We start from the raw sequence: 18,276 nt of genomic DNA, 5'->3' as shown, positions 1-18,276 counted from the left end.
TTCAATGTAAAATATATACCAATATAGATTTTCTCTATTTTTTACAAGGAGGATAATTATGAACTTGAAACAACTCATGATCTTCAAACAATTCGTCGAGGATCAGAACGTCAATATCGTCGCCAACAAGCTCAATATCACCCAGCCGACCGTCACCTTCCATTTGAAGAACCTGAGCGAAACTCACAACGTGCCGCTCTATCATAAGAAAGGCAAACACATCACCCTGACCAAAGCCGGGCAAATACTCTACCAAAACAGCACCAAAATCCTTACTTTAATAGAAGAAACCGAAGCTATTATGAATGACTACACCATCTTCAAACGCGGCAGTTTACGCATCGGCGCCAGCCATGCTCCTATATACGGAATGCTGCCGCACGCTATGAGAGAATTCATGGAAGTCTATCCAGAGATTGAAATTTCACTAGAAGTCGATACCGCCCCACGTACCGTGGAAAAGGTAAAGAATAGAGAGGTGGAAATCGGAGTGATTTCCGAAAACGGGATTCGAGATAAAGAAGTGGAAGTGAAGCGTTTATTCAACGATCCGTTAGTGGTAGCCATGGACAAGCGTCATCCTTTAGCAGACAAAGAAACGATTACCATTAAAGATATTCAAAGCTATCCCTTGATCACACATAGCAGCGGCTCAACGAAAGACAGTATCGATGAATGGCAGCATAAGAATCTGATTGAAATTGAGCCCATCATGCAATCTAATAGTATGAGCAGTTTAATCGAAACCATTCGCAACTCACAATTCCTTAGCTTGCTCAGTTCCAGTGCCGTCAATCATCCAGATATTATCGCAAAGCCCTTACCACATGCGCCTAGCGAGCGCCATATCTCTATCGTGTATAAATCTGATCGCGTCATTCATCCGATTATGCAAGATTTCATATCCACCATCTATCGATTGTATTAAATCAGCGCTAAATAACCTACCGGCAGTCTCACTTCAGACAAACGGAAGACTAACCCGTCATAAATAGATAGAAAGAAAGCCTGAGCAAATCATCCTCCAGGCTTTCTTTCTATCTATTAATAATTATTAAATATCATATCGGTCTTCAACTGATCTTTTGTTTCATGTATGCCCATTTGTTCTAACTTTTGCACAATAGCTTGCTGTACAGATTTCGCTTCAGACGCATTGGAAACTTTAGCGGAAACTTCTACCACATTCTGATTCCCAATATCCCAGTTTTCAATCTTCACTTTATTACCGTCAATCTCTCCTTTGTGTCGTTCAAAATGTACAGGACCAATTTTCTGAGGGCTGCTTATTTTATTTAACGAAGCATCAAATGGCGCTTTAGCACTTCCTTTTAACGCATCTAAACTTTGCGCGGCACCTGGCAAATCAGAACCGCTATTCACTGAACTTTCATTCGAAGCACTTAAGGTTTGACCATTTTCACCATACTCCACTTCGTAATCGTCAGTATTGAACCCATCCTTCTTAGCTTGCGCTACTGCAGCATCCGCATCTCCATTCGTAATCGGATAACGCTTCTTATACTGCAATTCCGTTGAATCTTCATCCTCAGACTTACGCACGCGGAACGTTTCTTTGTTGTTATAATTCGAACGATTACCATCGTCTATGTACTGAACATTAAAATCCTCATCTTTATCCTCAGAACCTAATTGGTTTAAGATGTCATGGTCAATATGCCGGTTATCCTTCACAATTTTATCAGCATCCGCATACACCTTAACCTCATAACTATTAACTGCAGCATGACTCTGTCCCTGTGGAAAAAGTAAGAGCAGCGCACCTGACGCCAAACTCCCTTTCAAAAATATATTCTTCATACCTTTCACCTCCATCTCAAAGATAAAGCAAAAGTATGAATTTTTATGTCGACTTCCATGAAAAACACTTTAAATTAATAATACTCATTCAATATAGACATTTACTTTTTTTATATTGAAAAGCAATTTGATTTACTTAGAATTTTATGATTATACTTAAATGAATAATGATTAAGAAGGGAATATATTTATTATGCATATTTTTCGCAACGGCATCGACTTCTCTGCAGACTTGATACAAGGCAAAGTTTCACCACTGCTCATTACTATAATTATCATTACCATGCTAATAGCAGCACTTGCTGGCGCTCTAGTCAAACAAGCAGGTACTACCGAAGAAAGTTTAGCAGTTTCATTCTTCAAAGCACTTGGCGGTGAATTCATAGGTGCTATTATCTTTATTTATTTCTTTACGGCGCTGATTCCATTTATCGCTAAAGTGCCTTTTTTAAATTTACATACAACCAATATACTTATCTTGGGTCAAGCAGCAATGATGTTTGTTATTACCCTGGAAATATTGGTTATCCCGAGCGTAATTTTAGCTATTGCAGATTCCGCAGCTAAAACGATGTTGATCAGCTTTATTGAACTTATTCTAGCAACACTGATCTATTACGTTTTAATCACTGTTGTCCCATTTGATAATCCGTTCAACCTACCATTATTGATAGTCATTCTGGTTTTCATTACAGGCTTTGCCAGCTACACAGGATTTCTGTTAATTGATGATTTAGAAAAAAGAAAGAAGGAAGAGCAGAAAGGACTTAATTAGTTCCTCTTCTTTCTGTACTTCCTAATGAGCTGAGACTTTTAGCAATCTTAAACACTTTTGACTCAAATTAACACTGCTTCCACTCACCCCAGCACTTATCTTTGCAGTCTCAAATATTTAATATAAATAATCCTCTATAACATCAACTAATTTGACATGTCAACAATTTATGATAGTATCTAAAGGCGGAAGTAATTTTTCCACACTGTTGTATTATTCACATAGCAACCATTTCGTGGTTGCTTTTTTCAGTTTTTGCTAATCATATTAATAAATATTCATATAAATAAAGAAAGGCAGAGTTAACCATGAAAATTAAATACATACTGTTGCTTGCTATGACTACAGTACTTTTAGCGGGTTGTGATTATTCGAAACCAGGGAATCGAACAGGTTTCTTCTATAACACTTTCGCTAGACCAATGGATAACCTTTTACATTGGTTAGGTAACAACTTGAATCACGATTACGGACTCGCAATTATCATCATCGTGTTGGCTATACGTTTAATCATGTTGCCGTTTATGCTAGGTCAAACTAAGAACGGTCAAATGATGCGTAAAGTAATGGATATTGCGAAACCAGAAATGAATGCGGTTCAAGAAAAAGTAAAACGTGCGCGTACTCAAGAAGAAAAAATGGCCGCTAACCAAGAAATGATGGAAGTTTATAAGAAATATGAATTAAATCCGATGAAAAGCATGTTAGGTTGCTTGCCGATTTTAGTTCAAATGCCTATTTTATTTGGTTTATATGTTTCTCTTAAATGGCCTTCGCACGGCGGTATTACAGCACATCCTGATTTCTTATGGTTTGATTTAACGAAACCTGACATTTTAATCACGATTATTGCCGGTGTACTTTACTTCTTACAATCACTAGTAAGTCTAGAGAATATGCCGAAAGAACAACGACAAATGGGTTACATGATGATGATTATTTCTCCAATTTTCATTATCTATATCTCTTATACTTCAGCTTCAGCACTGGGTCTTTATTGGTCAGTGTCAGCCATCTTCATGATTATTCAAACATTCGTGGCTAACCGCTACTATGCAAAATATGCAGATCAAGAAGTGGCACGCTTAAAAGCGAAGATGAATAAAGATTCAGGCGATGATAAAAAGCCGAAGAACACACAAGTAGTGTCTAAAAAAAATAAGAAAAAGAAAAAATAATAAAACATGAAAATAGCCTAGCAGCGCGATTAACGTTGCTAGGCTATTTCTATTTTACTTACGAATTAAAGCAATAACGCCTGCTACTAAAATTAAAATACCAGATAAGATACCGAATCCACCGATTAAAATGAAATTCAATAATCCGCCGATAATTAATATCACGCCCATCGCAATTCGATTTTTATTAATAATGCAACTAATAACCAAAGTTACGATACAAACAAGAATTACACCGATAGCTTGGCCGAAAATTGAACCACTATCTGTTTCACCTAATCCAGAACTGATAGTGCCAATCACTAACGCGATGATTCCACCAATAATACCAAATATACTACCGATAATTCCAAGAACCATTTCTGCTACTCTGCTTGTCGGTCTTCTATCTCTACCATAGTAGTTATCATGATTCCGATGATTATCGCGATAATCATGTTTCGATTGTTGTCTGTCATTGTATCTTCTATCCTCATGATTGTCATATCTCTGGTCGCGTCTATCCGCATAGCGATTATCTTCATGATGAGCGTTTCTTGACTCATGTCTATCATCAAATCGGTTGCCCTCATGTTGATTATATCCCGAATCATGTCTTTCACGATTCCTATTATCCTCGCGGTCATCATGTCTCGATTCACTTTTTTCAACAAATCCATCATTATCAGAACCCACATTTCTTGGTTCGCGTCTATCTACAAAGCTGCCTTCTTCACTTGTCTCAATTTCGGACTCTTGTCCATCATTGAAAATTCGCTCTTCGCGTTTTTCAAAGCTGGATTCATGCCTGTCATCAAATTTTGCATCTTCTGGTTTGTTGTGTCGCTCATCTCGATTGTCATTGTTTCTTGGTTCGTTCATAGTATCCCTGCTTTCATTTTAATTTTAGTAATGCATTATGCTTTTAAAATTACTAACTAGATACCCTGAACGCTTAAATTTACACACTTATTCTGCAGAAAGTGCAGCTTCTTCTTTTTGTTGGCGTGCTTGTTCAGCTGCTTCTTGTTTTTGACGTTGTGCCTCTTCACGCGCTTCTTGTTCTGCTATACGTTGTTGTTCAGCTTCATAAGCTTTTTGATCAGCAGCTTCTTGTTTTTGACGCTGTGCTTCTTCGCGTGCATAAGCTTCATCTTGACGCTTCATTTCTGCATTGAATTCTTTATCTAAACGATCTTGTTCTTTTTGCCATTCAGCTTCTTCTTGTTCGGATTGTTTTTGGCGCTCAGCTTCTTCTTTATCTAGTTGTTTTTGGTATTCTTTTTCATATTCTGCGCCGAGTTCTTCATATAATTTTTCCACACGTGCAGCCAAATCATTGTATTCTTTGTTTGTTACACCGCGTGTCACATGATTCATTTTTTCACCATCAGTCAATGCATTGTATTCATCTACCAACGCATTATATTCATCTGCGGTATATGGATAATCCTTTTCATCATCGCTCTTATCAGCTTTAGCCTTACTTGTTTCACTGGCCTTCGCTTCGTCTCCGTCACTCTTACTGTCGCTTTCTTTAATCATCGCTTTAGAGATATTCCACTTAGCCTTCACATTCTTCAAGTTGAAATTCGTATCCATTTCTAAAGTATAGAAATTCGACTCCGGAACGTCATAGATCAATGTTCCTGTAGCTGTGTTGCCATGATTCAATTGATGAGAGAACATACCATCTGTTCCATCTCCGCCATACCACTCGGAATAATTTTCACCGCGAACTTTCATAGAAAATGCACTGCTATCAACTAATACCTGATCTTTATTATTGTTTTTGAATTTCAAATAGACTTTTAAGACTTTGCCGTTTTTCGGTGCGCTGTATTCATCATAATCATTCACATATTCTGCTTTCATGACTTTGATATCTACACCATCCGCTGTGACGGTTTGGCCTACACGGAACAATTTCATTTTGTCCGTTGCTTCGCCTCTTTCTTCATCAGCTTCAACCTTTTCTTCAGACTTGTTACTGCCACAAGCTGCTAATAAAAATAAAACACTTACCATTAAAAATAATAATTTCTTCACTTGTTTTTCTCCACCCTATCTTTATTTGCAAAGCTAACAAATAAATTATGACTTGCGTAGTCAAATTATTTATTCCTTATTATCTTATAAGATTTTTAACGGAAATCAAGACTTTTTCATTTTTTTATGAAGAATTTGTTAATTTCACTTAAAATCCTAAATTATCAACTATAATTCAACTTGTATGAGGATTGAAAAAATTAGTTAGCTCAGTTATCAAAAAGTTTTCATAATCTTCATGATTATTCTTTTTTAAATAGGCAATAATGATAACGGTAGAATTTTAAAAGAATATATTTTCCCATAAACTAAATATTTACATTTGTAAACCACAAAATTTGTTTTGTAACTATTTCGTCAATTTTATTGATAAAAGCAAAAAATTGTTTCAAATACTGTTGACGAAACCTAAAGAAAGCGATTACAATAAATGTGAAATCAATCACAAAGAGGAGTTGTATGTATAATGCAAAACTTAAGAAACAGAAATTTCCTAACATTATTAGATTTTTCACAGAAAGAAGTTGAATTCCTACTCAACCTTTCAGAAGATTTGAAACGTGCGAAATACGCAGGTATTGAGCAACAAACGATGAAAGGAAAAAATATTGCATTAATTTTCGAAAAAGACTCAACTCGTACTCGTTGCGCATTTGAAGTTGCCGCTTACGACCAAGGTGCTCACGTCACTTATCTTGGACCTACAGGCAGCCAAATGGGCAAAAAAGAAACAGCAGCAGATACTGCTCGCGTACTCGGCGGCATGTATGACGGTATCGAATACCGCGGATTCTCTCAACGTACTGTTGAAACATTGGCTGAAAAATCAGGAGTTCCGGTTTGGAACGGTTTGACTGACGAAGATCACCCTACGCAAGTATTGGCTGACTTCTTGACTGCCAAAGAAACATTGAAAAAACCTTATCACGAAATCAACTTCACATATGTTGGTGACGGACGCAACAACGTAGCGAACGCATTGATGGCTGGTGCCGCAATTATGGGTATGCGTTTCCACTTGGTATGTCCTAAAGAGTTAAATCCAACAGACGAATTATTGAATCGTTGTAAAGAATTGGCTGAAGAAAACGGCGGCGAAATCTTGGTAACTGACGACATCGACAAAGGTGTGAAAGGTTCTGACGTGCTTTACACAGACGTTTGGGTATCAATGGGCGAACCTGACGAAGTTTGGGAAGAACGTATCAAATTATTGAAACCTTACCAAGTGAACCAAGAAATGATTGAAAAAACTGGTAACCCACGTGTGATTTTCGAACACTGCTTACCTTCATTCCATAACGATGAAACTAAAATCGGTGCAGAAATCGCAGACAAATACGGCTTGAAAGAAATGGAAGTTACAGATGAAGTCTTCGAAGGCAAACATTCAGTAGTATTCCAAGAAGCTGAAAACCGTATGCACACAATCAAAGCAGTAATGGTCGCAACTTTAGGCGATATTGGATAAGGGAGGATAAATAGCATGGCTAAAATCGTAGTAGCATTAGGCGGAAACGCATTAGGCAACTCACCAGAAGAACAATTGAAACTTGTTGAAAATACAGCGAAATCCTTAATTGCATTAGTGCAAAAAGGCAACGAAGTCGTTATCAGTCATGGTAACGGACCGCAAGTCGGCAGCATCAACTTAGGCTTGAACTACGCTGCTGAACACGAGCAAGGCCCTCCATTCCCATTCCCAGAATGTGGCGCAATGAGCCAAGCTTATATCGGTTATCAACTACAACAAAGTCTGCAAAATGAATTGCATAACTTAGGTATTGAGAAACCTGTAGTAACATTAGTTACTCAAACAGTTGTAGACAGAGATGACGAAGCATTTACGAACCCAACTAAACCAATCGGTATGTTCTATGACAAAGAATTAGCAGACACAATTGCTAAAGAACGTCACTACACTTTCGTTGAAGACTCAGGACGTGGCTATCGTCGCGTCGTACCTTCACCACAACCGATTGAAATCGTTGAATTCCCAAGTATCGAAACACTGATCAATGCCGGCAACTTAGTGATTTCAAGTGGAGGCGGCGGTATCCCAGTTGTTAAAGACGACAAAGGTGATTTGCACGGTGTAGATGCTGTTATCGATAAAGACAAATCAAGTGCCCTACTTGGTGCAGAATTGAAATCTGAACAATTGATTATCTTGACTGCAGTAGATTATATCTATATCAACTTCGGCAAAGACAATCAAGAACAATTGAAAGAAGTCACAGTAGATGAGATGAAGCAATATATTGACGAAGGTCAATTCGCGAAAGGCAGCATGTTGCCTAAAGTAGAAGCTTCTATCCAATTTATCGAAAACAACCCTAAAGGCGAAGTAATCATCACTTCATTAGACAAATTAGATGACGCTTTAGAAGGTAAAGTCGGCACTGTGATTAAAAAATAAAACTTAGGGAATGGACATGGAAAGTTTAAAAGTGTCCTCCACTCAGGACATAATCGACAATGAAATGTCTTAACCTGCCTCAACTTAGAATCTGCATATCACAACTTCATTGAATAATAACAAGTGCCTGAACATGAGTAAACAATAGTATCCTTGTTACATCCTGTTCAGGCCTTTTTATAAATAATTTGCATTCAAGCTCTATGACAAATTCAGTGAATCAACTTCAGATGCGATCTTCTGGACGCTCTGCTTTTCTAAAAAATTTTTGCGTGAAACGCGAGAGTAACTTTACATCTTGTCATCTCATCAGCTTGTCGAGTCGCACATCTTTCTGTATTTGATAGCATTTGAATTCAAGTTAATTGCAGCGCTGTTTCCGAAATTCTATTTACATATCGGCAAATGCTGCACTCTGCCAAAAAGGAGATGACCATTATGGACAACACTAATCAAAGTAAACATGCACAAGACGAACATGACAGCACTGAACGGCATACGAAGAAAAAGAAAAAATTTAAATTCAGAATGCCCGGGGCCTTTGTAATCCTCTTTATTTTAACTGTCGTGGCTGTTATTGCGACGTGGGTAATTCCAGCGGGTGCGTATTCTAAATTATCTTATGAGCCTGGTGCGCAACAATTAAAAATTGAGAACCCTCATAAAGAAATCAAGAAAGTACCGGCAACGCAAAAAGAGCTCGATAAGATGGGCGTTAAAATACACATTGAACAGTTTAAATCCGGTGCGATCAACAAACCGGTTTCGATTCCTGATACTTATGAAAGATTAGATCAAAATCCAGCGGGACCTGGAGAAATTACCAATGCGATGGTTGAAGGGACTATTGAAGCGGTAGACATCATGGTCTTCATCTTCGTGCTCGGTGGTCTGATTGGCGTGGTAAGTGCTAGTGGTTCCTTCGAATCAGGATTGCTTGCTTTAACTAAGAAAACTAAAGGACATGAGTTCTTGCTCATATTTATGGTATCTATCTTAATGGTACTGGGCGGTACCCTCTGCGGTATTGAAGAAGAGGCCGTCGCCTTCTATCCAATACTGGTGCCGATATTTATTGCCATGGGCTATGACTCCATCGTCTGTGTAGGGGCCATATTCTTGGCCAGCTCTGTAGGGACAACTTTCTCTACTATCAACCCGTTCTCAGTAGTAATCGCCTCTAACGCAGCAGGTATTACATTTACTGAAGGTTTATACTGGCGTGTAGCTGGCTGTATCGTAGGTGCTATCTTTGTTATCGGTTACTTATACTGGTATTCTCAAAGAATCAAGAAAGATCACAAATTATCTTATTCTTATGAAGACCGTGAATCATTTGAAAAACAATGGTCTGTCATGGGTAAAGATGCACATGCTGACAACTTCTCTTGGCGTAAGAAAATTATCTTAATCTTATTCGTTATTCCATTCCCATTAATGGTTTGGGGCGTTATGACGCAAGGCTGGTGGTTCCCAGTCATGGCTTCAATGTTCTTAGCAGTAACAATCGTCATCATGTTCATTGCGGGAACTGGTAAAAATGGTTTAGGTGAAAAAGGGACAGTAGATGCCTTTGTAAATGGTGCATCCAGCTTAGTTGGGGTATCTTTAATCATCGGTTTAGCGCGTGGTATCAACTTAGTCATGAATGAAGGCTTAATCTCAGATACTATCTTGCACTTCTCATCTACATTAGTTCAAAATGTAAGTGGTCCGATATTTATCATCATCATCCTATTTATCTTCTTCTTCTTAGGATTTATCGTACCATCATCATCTGGTTTAGCTGTACTCGCAATGCCGATCTTCGCGCCGCTTGCTGATACAGTAGGTATTCCGAGATTCGTTATGGTAACAGCTTATCAATTCGGACAATACGCAATGTTGTTCTTAGCTCCGACAGGACTCGTAATGGCAACACTGCAAATGCTCGACATGAAATACTCTCACTGGTTCCGATTTGTATGGCCGGTCGTAGTCTTCGTACTCGTATTCGGTGGCGCAATGCTCGTTACTCAAGTACTCGTTTACTCATAATCTAATATTTAAAAAAATAACCGACTATTGCAGCTGTGCAGGGCTGCAGTAGTCGGTTTTGCTATGTATGAAAAGAGATGAGATGGAGTGGAGGCGGCGGGTTTCGCTGGAGAGTGGTGCTGCGGGGAAACTGTATAGGCAATGATTGCGAGCCTTAACACTTTCGGCCCAAACTGTATAGGCCGGGATGGCGAGCCTAGACACTTTCCCCTCACCCATATAAAAAAGCAGGAGCTGAGACCTTGTATTGTCCCAGCTCCTGCTCTCTTCGTTTTACTGCCACTGCAAAACTTTTTATTAGCTTTGCAATAATACTTCTTTCAAAAATAAAAATTAAAAAATGTAGTAGCTAGAGTTAACCTAATACCTTGAAACAAACAGAAAAAATAGTGAATACCATATGACTTGCTCACACGTGTGTCCTTAACTCTCACCAAAGTTATAAGCGCTGTAAACTTCAGGTATAAGTTAAAGACCAAGTATAAAGAAAATGAAAAATTGAAAATAATATATATGATTATTCCACCAAAAATAAATATAATATGCACAACCCAAGATTTTCTCTCATTCTAATTCTTATTATCATTCTTTATCTTCAATATAGTCCACGTGGCGATCCACTCAGAAATCAGTTGCTTACCAACATGGCAATTGGCAGCAAAATAGTTATTAACTATATGGATCTCACACAAATAGAGACGAGAGAAAATAAGACTTTAATTTTAACATGTGCATCCGTAACTAATAGATTGGGAATATTCCGACTCAGTTTAATAAGGGTTTCCTCCGCCTCTTTTGTGCGTAACAAAATATTACCATCTTATTTTTGAAACGTCAACAAAATTCTTTAAATTATTTATGCTTTAATAGAAATTTCTTTTAAAAAGTATAGGAATGAGACAGTATTATCAACATTAGTCAGTAGCAAAATTCAAGTAATACAAAGAGTTAAAACGTTATTGTGACAGTTTTTTATCACTTTCAATCATCAATAACCATTGCCGACTATTAGAGATAATTTTTAACAAAAAAATATTTACAAATGAGCAATCAGCCTCTATTATTAAATTATATTATGAAAATGAGGTATCAGCCTATGAATTCAACAGTCTACGAAACTTATTTAACCCTTCAATTCAACATCATAACGGCATTTCAAAAGCGCCAAGCCCAAAGTCCAGAAACAGCAATTCCAGCCACTCCCTTTATGGTTTATGCCGATTCTGTGTTTAAAGAAATGGTGAATAATGATGTATTAGTCTTCAGTGAACTCCCCAATGTCTATTTGAACGAACCCTATTGGAGAACCTATTGGAAAAACTTATGTTCCGAAATTCAAGAATATTGCGATCTAGAGTTAAACGAGAAGTTCTTAACTTTATCCTCAAAATAATTCAACTCATTTTTTTGTTTCACCTGCTTTAAAATTTTCTTTTCAACATCCAATTACACATTTCAAAAAATTTGTAAAGAGATATTTTTGCGCTTTAATAGCGTTTAACCATCAAAAAAGAACGCGAATCTTACCAAATAAGTCATTTACCTTTTACAAACAATCACTCTATAATTTAATTACTTACTAATTCGCCAGATTAACTTTTAAAAATTGATGTTTTCATAAGAAAAATACACCTAAGGAGCTAACCGCCAATGATGAAAAACAAATATGCAATTTTACAGTTAACAGATTTGTATTTAACATGTGAGCAATCTAAGCAAATAGAAAACGAAGAAACCTTTAACTTGATTGCTTATTTTATCAACAAGTATCACCCTGATTTATGTATTTTCACAGGTAACCAAATATGGGCTGAAGATCAAGAAACAGGAGCGGCGCTTTATCAACGTTTCTTGGAGTTTATGAACCAATTCGAGGTTAAAATCGCTACTACTTTCGGAGATAAAGAGACATGCCAAGAACTTACACGAACACAGTTAAGACAACTTGAAGCGAAGTATTCGACCAATTATGCTCATAAATACTGTAGCAGCATTGCAAACGATAAAGAAGCTTATATCATCGAAAGTCCCTACCAACAAATTTTTGTGTTAGATAATGGCGTGGATGGCACTATCGAGGAAGAACATCTCGTCTGGTTACAGGAAAAGCTTAAGCATCGCGGAAAGCATGTCGCACATCGTGTCTTATTTATGCATCGCCCTATCAAAGCTTATGACAACGTCTTCGTTTATATCGGGGAAAAGAAAAGTGAGATTTCTTACGTTGCTGAGAGTGAGCGATTATTCTCTGTATTACGGGAAGCGAGGAATATAGACGGTATCTTTTGCGGTCATGATTATGACAATGATTTCACTTTCTTCCACCAAGGCATTGGATTGAATTACGGTCGGGTCAGCGGAGTCAGTCTATATAGCGACCTAGCTCCTGGCGCACGGTTGATTCACCTTTTTCCTGAGAGAAGCTACACTACTTGTATCTTAGACAGTGATATAGAGGCAGAAGAAGACGCAGAAGAAGATTTAAGTGCTGCAGAACTGATGGAGAAAATTGTGGGGAATTAAGCGTAAAAATAGGCTGAGACCTCCATTGAAGTCTCAACCTGTTTGAGCTTTAAGAATAAATTAATACTTGAGTGACAAGCATTGCACCGCCGAATACGAGTACGAAGACTACGACCGCCCATACGAAGCGTAACCAGTGAGAGTATTTCATATTCAACATTTGTAGTGTCGCCATTACGAGTCCTGTCGGTGCTAAGAATAACATTGCATATTGCCCGAATTGATAAACTGCTCAGACATTTTAAATTTGATAAAGCCTTTTTATCTTGCGGAGCATTTGATACCTCTCAGATATATGAATACGACTTAGAAGAAGCGTTAGTCAGTAATATGATGATAAAACAAAGTGCCAAGACCATCTTGCTTGCAGACAGTACAAAACAAGATAGTAAAGATTCCTTTGTCATCAATAAATTTAAAGAAATCGATTATATTATTACTGATTACACAAAACCCGAGGAAGTCATATTTCTTATTACTCCCCTTGCTCTTCTTCTCTGGGTGCTTCTCCCCATTCTTCAATATCTATATCTAAGTTATCTGCAATCATATACCTGTAAACGAGTGCATCTGTTAGTTCTTCTTCGATACGTTCGCGATTGTTTTCGTTCACTCCTTCATTATAAAAAATTTTAAATCTAGGTCTCACTAAATTATTTGAAAATTCACACTTATATAGATAAAATGAAAGAAACGAGGTAAGCGCTTACATAATTATATCTCGTTTCTATCTACTGGGTTAATTAAGGGGGCGATTTATTGGAACAATATGATTTAGTAGTCATTGGTGCTGGACCAGGTGGTTATGTTTCCGCTATACGTGCTGCCCAATTAGGTTTAAATACAGCCATCGTTGAAAAGCAATACATGGGAGGAACTTGCTTAAATGTTGGTTGTATACCATCTAAATTATTACTTGAATATGGTAAGAAGATTCACGATATTAAACTTGCTGATAGTTGGGGTATTAAAACGGATCATTTAAACATTGATTTTCCACAACTCAATCAAAGGACAAAGTCAGTTATCAATAATTTAACAAGCGGCGTCTCTCACCTTCTTAAACAAAATAAAGTGAAAATATTTGAGGGTGAAGCCCAAGTAAATGATGACTTAACGATTCATATTGATGATCAAACAATCAAAGCTAACGATATCCTTCTTGCTACAGGCAGTACACCTTTCATTCCTCCTATCAACGGGTTAGATAAAGTAAATTATCACACTACGAACACTATTTTTAAGCTTGAAAAACTTCCTCAATCACTTGTAGTTATAGGTGGTGGTGTAATTGCCACTGAAATCGCCTCCTCTATGGCTGATTTAGGAGTCAATGTAACACTTCTTGAAGTCGCAAAAGATATTCTATTGACTGAAACTAAAGAAATTCGATCAATTTTGAAAGAACACTTAGAAGAACAAGGAATCAATATAGTTACCAACTGTGAAATTAAGCAAGTTAATCAAGACGAAATTATTTTAGCAGATGAGACAAAGGTTGATTTTGATACATTACTCGTAGCCACAGGACGTAAACCTAACTTACAAGCTTCTGAAAATCTCAAATTAGAAAATGAAAAAGATACACCTTTTATAAAAGTAAATAGTAATTACCAAACAAGTAAAGCGCATGTATATGCAGTCGGCGATTTAATTAACACTTATCAATTAGCCCATGCTGCAAGCGCTGAAGGAATCAATGCAGTTGAAACGATCGCAGGATTAAATCCAAAGTCTATCGATATTAATATGATTCCACGCTGTATTTATACTCGTGTGGAAGCCGCTTCTGTCGGCTTAACAGCATCACAAGCCAAGGAACAAGGTTATAAAGTGAAAACTGCAGAATCTTATTTCCAAAGTAATGCTAAAGCGATGATTGAAGAAGAGACAGATGGTTTCATTCAAATCGTGGCTGATGCAGAATATGGTGAAATTTTAGGCGGATTTATTGTAGGTCCTCATGCTACTGACTTAATTGGTGAATTACTGGGCGTGAAGGTTGCAGAAGGTACAGTTGAAGAATTATCTGAAGTAATTCAACCTCACCCATCTCTACTTGAAGTTTTAGGTGAAGCTGCAGATGACTGGTTTAAAAAAGCCATTCACAAATAAATATTTTTCTTTAAGGGGGAATCCATTATGGATAAAGAACAAGCACGCTGGATTTATAAAACGATGAATGAAATTCGTGATTTTGAAGAAAAAGCACATGAAATGTTCAGCAATGGAGAAATTCCAGGATTCGTACATTTATATGTTGGTGAAGAAGCTGTCGCTACAGGTGTAATGTCACTGTTAGAAGATGATGATTATATTACAAGTACGCACCGTGGTCATGGACATGCAATCGCTAAGGGTTGCGACTTAAATGGAATGATGGCTGAAATCATGGGCAAACGCGATGGTCTAGGACATGGTAAAGGCGGATCGATGCATGTAGCTGAAATCGATAAAGGTATGTTAGGCGCTAATGGTATCGTTAGTGGCGGTTTCGGTTTAGCTACAGGAGCAGGAATTTCTTTACGTAATCAAGGTAAAGATAATGTAGCAGTCTGCTTCTTCGGTGATGGTGCTGCCAATGAAGGCAATTTCCATGAAGGTTTGAACTTCGCTTCAATTCTCAACTTACCTGTTATTTTCGTCTGTGAAAATAACCAATTCGGTGAAGGAACGACTCATAAATATGCGAGTGCTTCTGAAACAGTTGCCGAACGTGCGTCAGCTTATAATATGCCGGGTGTTTACGTAGATGGTATGAATGTAGTTGAAGTAAGAGATGCTGCTAAAAAAGCAATCGAACGTGCGAAAAACGGAGAAGGTCCTACTCTTATCGAATGTGATACTTACCGTAAGTATGGTCACTTTGAAGGTGACGAGCAAAAAGTAAAAACAAAAGAAGACCGTAATGCTGATCGTAATCCAACTGAAGAATTCCGCAAATATGCGATTGAACATAACTTATTAACGGAAGAAGAAGCGGATGAAATTGAAAAAGCTGCACAAAAAGCTATTGACGATGCTGTTGAATACGGAGAAAGCAGTGAACAGCCGGATTTAGATTCATTATACAAAGATGTATTTGCATAAATCAAAGGGGGATTTAGTTATGAGTGAAAAACGTGAGTTAACATTTATGGGCGCAATAAACGAAGCCATTGATACTGCAATGAAGAAAGACGATAATGTTATTTTAATCGGAACAGACGTCGCTGGTGGTGCAGATGTAGAACATTTGAAAGATGATGATTCTTTCGGCGGTGTATTCGGAGTTACGAAAGGATTAGTTAAAAAGTATGGACGTGACCGCGTGATTGACACACCTATTGCTGAACATATTACCTTGAGTTCAGCAGTCGGTGCAGCTGCCACTGGTTTACGCCCTATTGCTGAGTTAATGTTCAACGACTTTATCGGATTTGGTCTGGACCCTATACTCAACCAAGGCGCAAAAATGCGTTATATGTTTGGCGGTAAAGCCAAAATTCCTATGGTAGTCAGAACCATTCATGGTGCAGGCGCAGGTGCTGCAGCTCAGCACTCTCAAACGCTTTATAATATTTTCGCATCGATTCCGGGTGTTAAGGTTGTTGTGCCTTCAAACCCATATGATGCGAAAGGTTTACTATTAGCTGCTATTGAAGATGATAACTTAGTTGTATTTTCTGAAGATAAAACTTTATTGAGTATGAAAGGTGAAGTGCCTGAAGAAGATTATACAGTTGAAATTGGAAAAGCACGAGTTGCTCAAGAGGGTGACGACTTAACAATTGTTGCCATAGGTAAGATGGTTCAAGTAGCTTTAGATACTGCTGATAAATTGGCAGAAGACAACGTATCAGTCGAAGTCATCGATTTACGTTCTATTTCACCATGGGATGAGGAAACAGTCTTAGATTCAGTGAAGAAGACGGGTCGCTTAATTGTCATTGATGAGTCCAACCCACAATGTAATATTGCAGGAGATGTCGCTTCTACAATCGGAGATGTTGGTTTTGATTATTTAGATGGTCCAATCAAAAAAGTAACAGCACCTGACACTCCTGTTCCATTTGCACAAAACCTAGAACAAGCTTACATTCCAAGTGTAGATAAAGTACTAGATGTCGCTAACGAACTCATTGAAGATTTGAAAAAGGTTAAATTTTAACTTCGGGAGGTGAATGAGATGAGTACAAATATAATGATGCCAAAACTCGGTATGACAATGAAAGAAGGCACAGTAGAAGAATGGCACGTGTCTGAAGGAGACACTGTTAGTAAAGGAGATACTGTGGCTTCGATCAGTTCGGAAAAATTAACTCAAGATATAGAAGCACCGGCAGATGGCACTCTGTTAAAAATCAAAGTACAAGCCGGTTACGATACAAAAGTAAAAACTGTTATCGGTGTCATTGGCGAAGAAGGAGAATCAACTGACGATAACGAAGAAGATGCACAAGAGAAAAAAGATGATACAGAAAATGAAAATCAAAAAGCAGATAAAGACAAATCATCAAGGTCCACTTCAAGCAAGAAATCGTCCAACGATGGCAATAAAGATAATAACGCATCTAATCAAAAACGTATCTTTATCTCTCCTCTCGCACGCAAGATGGCTGAGAAAAATGATATTGATATTCAACGAGTAGAAGGAACTGGCGGAAATGGAAGAATTACCAAATTAGATATTCAACGTGTATTAGAAAATGGATTAGATAAAGACGCAGAGAAGACTTCTTCGCCCCCTTCTACTTCAACAGTATCTGCAGATGTGGGCGCTGGCTTAAATCCAATGCGCAAACGTATTGCACAGAACATGCGTCAAAGTCAGGACCAGACAGCACAACTGACGTTGCATCGCAAAGTCAATGCGGATGAGTTGATTGTCTTCAAAGATAAGCTAAAAAAAGAATTAGGCGATGCAGGCCAAGATGTAAAACTTTCTATTACTGCTTTGTTAGCTAAAGCTGTAGTGCTTGCGCTCCAAAATTATAAAAAGATGAATGTTCGCTATGAAAATGGCGAGTTAACAGAATACGATCAAGTTAATTTAGGTATTGCGACTTCTTTAGATGATGGTTTGATGGTGCCTGTGATTGAAAATGCGGATGGTAAGAGTATTGGTACTTTAGCAGAGAGTATTCGTACATTATCTGAAAAAGTACGCAATAACGAGACTGATGGTGTACCAATGTCAGGCGGAACATTCACGATTACGAATATGGGTGCGAGTGAGATTGAGTACTTTACACCTATATTGAATGTTGGGGAAGCGGGCATCCTAGGCGTCGGTGCTATGCAGTCAGAAGTAGTTATGCAAGATGGTAACGTAAGACAAGTACAACGTATTCCATTCAGCTTAACATTCGATCATCAAATATTAGATGGCGCTGATGCAGCAGAGTTCTTGAAAATACTTGCGAAGTATATAGAGAATCCATATTTGTTGGTTTTATAGCCAAGAAAATAAATCACAAAAAGAGAAGCAGAAATTTGTACAAAAATGTACTTCA

General features: G+C 37.8%; 16 protein-coding genes and 2 pseudogenes. 13 read left to right on the top strand and 5 right to left on the bottom strand.

Annotation, left to right across the window (positions count from 1 at the left end; translation table 11 throughout):
- The first annotated feature begins 58 nt into the window (after positions 1-58).
- The gene (locus CKV71_RS01345) at positions 59-928 is read left to right on the top strand and encodes a LysR family transcriptional regulator (RefSeq protein ID WP_095103038.1); all 870 of its coding nucleotides are present in this window, start codon (positions 59-61) and stop codon (positions 926-928) included.
- A 116-nt stretch (positions 929-1,044) separates the two neighbouring features.
- Here CKV71_RS01345 and CKV71_RS01340 read toward each other — a convergent pair whose 3' ends face one another.
- Positions 1,045-1,821 (bottom strand): CYTH domain-containing protein, encoded by a 777-nt coding sequence (locus CKV71_RS01340; protein ID WP_095103036.1) that lies wholly within the window; start codon positions 1,819-1,821, stop codon positions 1,045-1,047.
- A 193-nt stretch (positions 1,822-2,014) separates the two neighbouring features.
- Here CKV71_RS01340 and CKV71_RS01335 point away from each other — a divergent pair, with 193 nt between their 5' ends.
- Entirely contained in the window at positions 2,015-2,596 is a 582-nt protein-coding gene (locus CKV71_RS01335) for a hypothetical protein (protein WP_095103034.1), read from the top strand.
- Between the two features lie 308 nt (positions 2,597-2,904).
- Positions 2,905-3,774, top strand: a complete 870-nt coding sequence (gene yidC / locus CKV71_RS01330) for a membrane protein insertase YidC (protein WP_095103032.1) — start codon at positions 2,905-2,907, stop codon at positions 3,772-3,774.
- A 54-nt stretch (positions 3,775-3,828) separates the two neighbouring features.
- Here the strand turns inward: yidC and CKV71_RS01325 are convergent, their stop codons facing one another.
- Together CKV71_RS01325 and CKV71_RS01320 are read right to left on the bottom strand one after the other, a co-directional pair.
- Entirely contained in the window at positions 3,829-4,134 is a 306-nt protein-coding gene (locus tag CKV71_RS01325; protein ID WP_095107187.1) for a hypothetical protein, read from the bottom strand.
- Positions 4,135-4,722: 588 nt separating this feature from the next.
- Positions 4,723-5,802: a DUF4352 domain-containing protein gene (locus CKV71_RS01320; protein ID WP_095103030.1), complete on the bottom strand. Its 1,080-nt coding sequence runs from the start codon at positions 5,800-5,802 to the stop codon at positions 4,723-4,725.
- A 466-nt stretch (positions 5,803-6,268) separates the two neighbouring features.
- Between CKV71_RS01320 and argF the strand changes: the two genes are divergently transcribed.
- From argF to CKV71_RS01295, 5 genes are all read left to right on the top strand, one after another.
- A complete protein-coding gene (gene argF, locus CKV71_RS01315; RefSeq protein WP_095103028.1) occupies positions 6,269-7,273 on the top strand; it encodes an ornithine carbamoyltransferase in 1,005 nt (334 codons plus the stop codon).
- A 15-nt stretch (positions 7,274-7,288) separates the two neighbouring features.
- Positions 7,289-8,221 (top strand): carbamate kinase, encoded by a 933-nt coding sequence (gene arcC, locus CKV71_RS01310; RefSeq protein ID WP_095103026.1) that lies wholly within the window; start codon positions 7,289-7,291, stop codon positions 8,219-8,221.
- Positions 8,222-8,749: 528 nt separating this feature from the next.
- Positions 8,750-10,258, top strand: a complete 1,509-nt coding sequence (locus tag CKV71_RS01305; RefSeq protein WP_095107185.1) for a YfcC family protein — start codon at positions 8,750-8,752, stop codon at positions 10,256-10,258.
- A 1,096-nt stretch (positions 10,259-11,354) separates the two neighbouring features.
- Positions 11,355-11,651, top strand: coding sequence for a hypothetical protein (locus tag CKV71_RS01300; RefSeq protein ID WP_095103024.1), 297 nt, complete (start codon positions 11,355-11,357; stop codon positions 11,649-11,651).
- A gap of 257 nt (positions 11,652-11,908) precedes the next feature.
- On the top strand, positions 11,909-12,781 hold the full coding sequence (locus CKV71_RS01295) for a metallophosphoesterase (RefSeq protein WP_095103022.1): 873 nt from the start codon (positions 11,909-11,911) through the stop codon (positions 12,779-12,781).
- Positions 12,782-12,830: 49 nt separating this feature from the next.
- Here the strand turns inward: CKV71_RS01295 and CKV71_RS01290 are convergent.
- A pseudogene (locus CKV71_RS01290) lies at positions 12,831-13,007 on the bottom strand (YfcC family protein); the annotation flags it as partial.
- Here CKV71_RS01290 and CKV71_RS12625 point away from each other — a divergent pair.
- Positions 12,947-13,165 (top strand): annotated as a pseudogene (locus tag CKV71_RS12625) (hypothetical protein); the annotation flags it as partial. The pseudogenes CKV71_RS01290 and CKV71_RS12625 sit on opposite strands and share 61 nt — an antisense overlap.
- 91 nt (positions 13,166-13,256) lie before the next feature.
- On the opposite strand, the gene CKV71_RS12465 reads toward CKV71_RS12625, so the two are convergent.
- Positions 13,257-13,394: a MazG-like family protein gene (locus tag CKV71_RS12465; protein ID WP_167376351.1), complete on the bottom strand. Its 138-nt coding sequence runs from the start codon at positions 13,392-13,394 to the stop codon at positions 13,257-13,259.
- 146 nt (positions 13,395-13,540) lie between these two features.
- On the opposite strand from CKV71_RS12465, the gene lpdA reads away from it, so the two are divergent.
- From lpdA to CKV71_RS01265, 4 genes are read left to right on the top strand one after another with little or no spacing between them, the layout of a single operon-like run.
- Entirely contained in the window at positions 13,541-14,896 is a 1,356-nt protein-coding gene (gene lpdA, locus CKV71_RS01280; protein ID WP_095103021.1) for a dihydrolipoyl dehydrogenase, read from the top strand.
- A 27-nt stretch (positions 14,897-14,923) separates the two neighbouring features.
- The gene (locus CKV71_RS01275; protein ID WP_095103019.1) at positions 14,924-15,871 is read left to right on the top strand and encodes a thiamine pyrophosphate-dependent dehydrogenase E1 component subunit alpha; all 948 of its coding nucleotides are present in this window, start codon (positions 14,924-14,926) and stop codon (positions 15,869-15,871) included.
- Positions 15,872-15,890: 19 nt separating this feature from the next.
- Positions 15,891-16,931: an alpha-ketoacid dehydrogenase subunit beta gene (locus tag CKV71_RS01270; RefSeq protein WP_095103017.1), complete on the top strand. Its 1,041-nt coding sequence runs from the start codon at positions 15,891-15,893 to the stop codon at positions 16,929-16,931.
- Between the two features lie 18 nt (positions 16,932-16,949).
- Positions 16,950-18,221 (top strand): dihydrolipoamide acetyltransferase family protein, encoded by a 1,272-nt coding sequence (locus tag CKV71_RS01265; RefSeq protein ID WP_095103015.1) that lies wholly within the window; start codon positions 16,950-16,952, stop codon positions 18,219-18,221.
- Positions 18,222-18,276: the final 55 nt, after the last annotated feature.

Origin of the sequence: Staphylococcus piscifermentans (assembly GCF_900186985.1) — a bacterium.
Classification (GTDB): domain Bacteria; phylum Bacillota; class Bacilli; order Staphylococcales; family Staphylococcaceae; genus Staphylococcus; species Staphylococcus piscifermentans.
Note: the sequence above shows the minus strand (reverse complement) of the source record. Positions and strands in the feature narration are given on the sequence as shown.

Coding starts and splice junctions, on each gene's coding strand:
- CKV71_RS01305 (WP_095107185.1), top strand. CDS start 8,750: ATGCCCGGGGCCTTTGTAATCCTCTTTATTTTAACTGTCGTGGCTGTT.
- CKV71_RS01335 (WP_095103034.1), top strand. CDS start 2,015: ATGCATATTTTTCGCAACGGCATCGACTTCTCTGCAGACTTGATACAA.
- yidC (WP_095103032.1), top strand. CDS start 2,905: ATGAAAATTAAATACATACTGTTGCTTGCTATGACTACAGTACTTTTA.
- CKV71_RS01275 (WP_095103019.1), top strand. CDS start 14,924: ATGGATAAAGAACAAGCACGCTGGATTTATAAAACGATGAATGAAATT.
- CKV71_RS01300 (WP_095103024.1), top strand. CDS start 11,355: ATGAATTCAACAGTCTACGAAACTTATTTAACCCTTCAATTCAACATC.
- CKV71_RS01325 (WP_095107187.1), bottom strand. CDS start 4,134: ATGGTTCTTGGAATTATCGGTAGTATATTTGGTATTATTGGTGGAATC.
- CKV71_RS01340 (WP_095103036.1), bottom strand. CDS start 1,821: ATGAAGAATATATTTTTGAAAGGGAGTTTGGCGTCAGGTGCGCTGCTC.
- CKV71_RS01295 (WP_095103022.1), top strand. CDS start 11,909: ATGATGAAAAACAAATATGCAATTTTACAGTTAACAGATTTGTATTTA.
- CKV71_RS01265 (WP_095103015.1), top strand. CDS start 16,950: ATGAGTACAAATATAATGATGCCAAAACTCGGTATGACAATGAAAGAA.
- CKV71_RS01270 (WP_095103017.1), top strand. CDS start 15,891: ATGAGTGAAAAACGTGAGTTAACATTTATGGGCGCAATAAACGAAGCC.
- arcC (WP_095103026.1), top strand. CDS start 7,289: ATGGCTAAAATCGTAGTAGCATTAGGCGGAAACGCATTAGGCAACTCA.
- CKV71_RS01345 (WP_095103038.1), top strand. CDS start 59: ATGAACTTGAAACAACTCATGATCTTCAAACAATTCGTCGAGGATCAG.
- argF (WP_095103028.1), top strand. CDS start 6,269: ATGCAAAACTTAAGAAACAGAAATTTCCTAACATTATTAGATTTTTCA.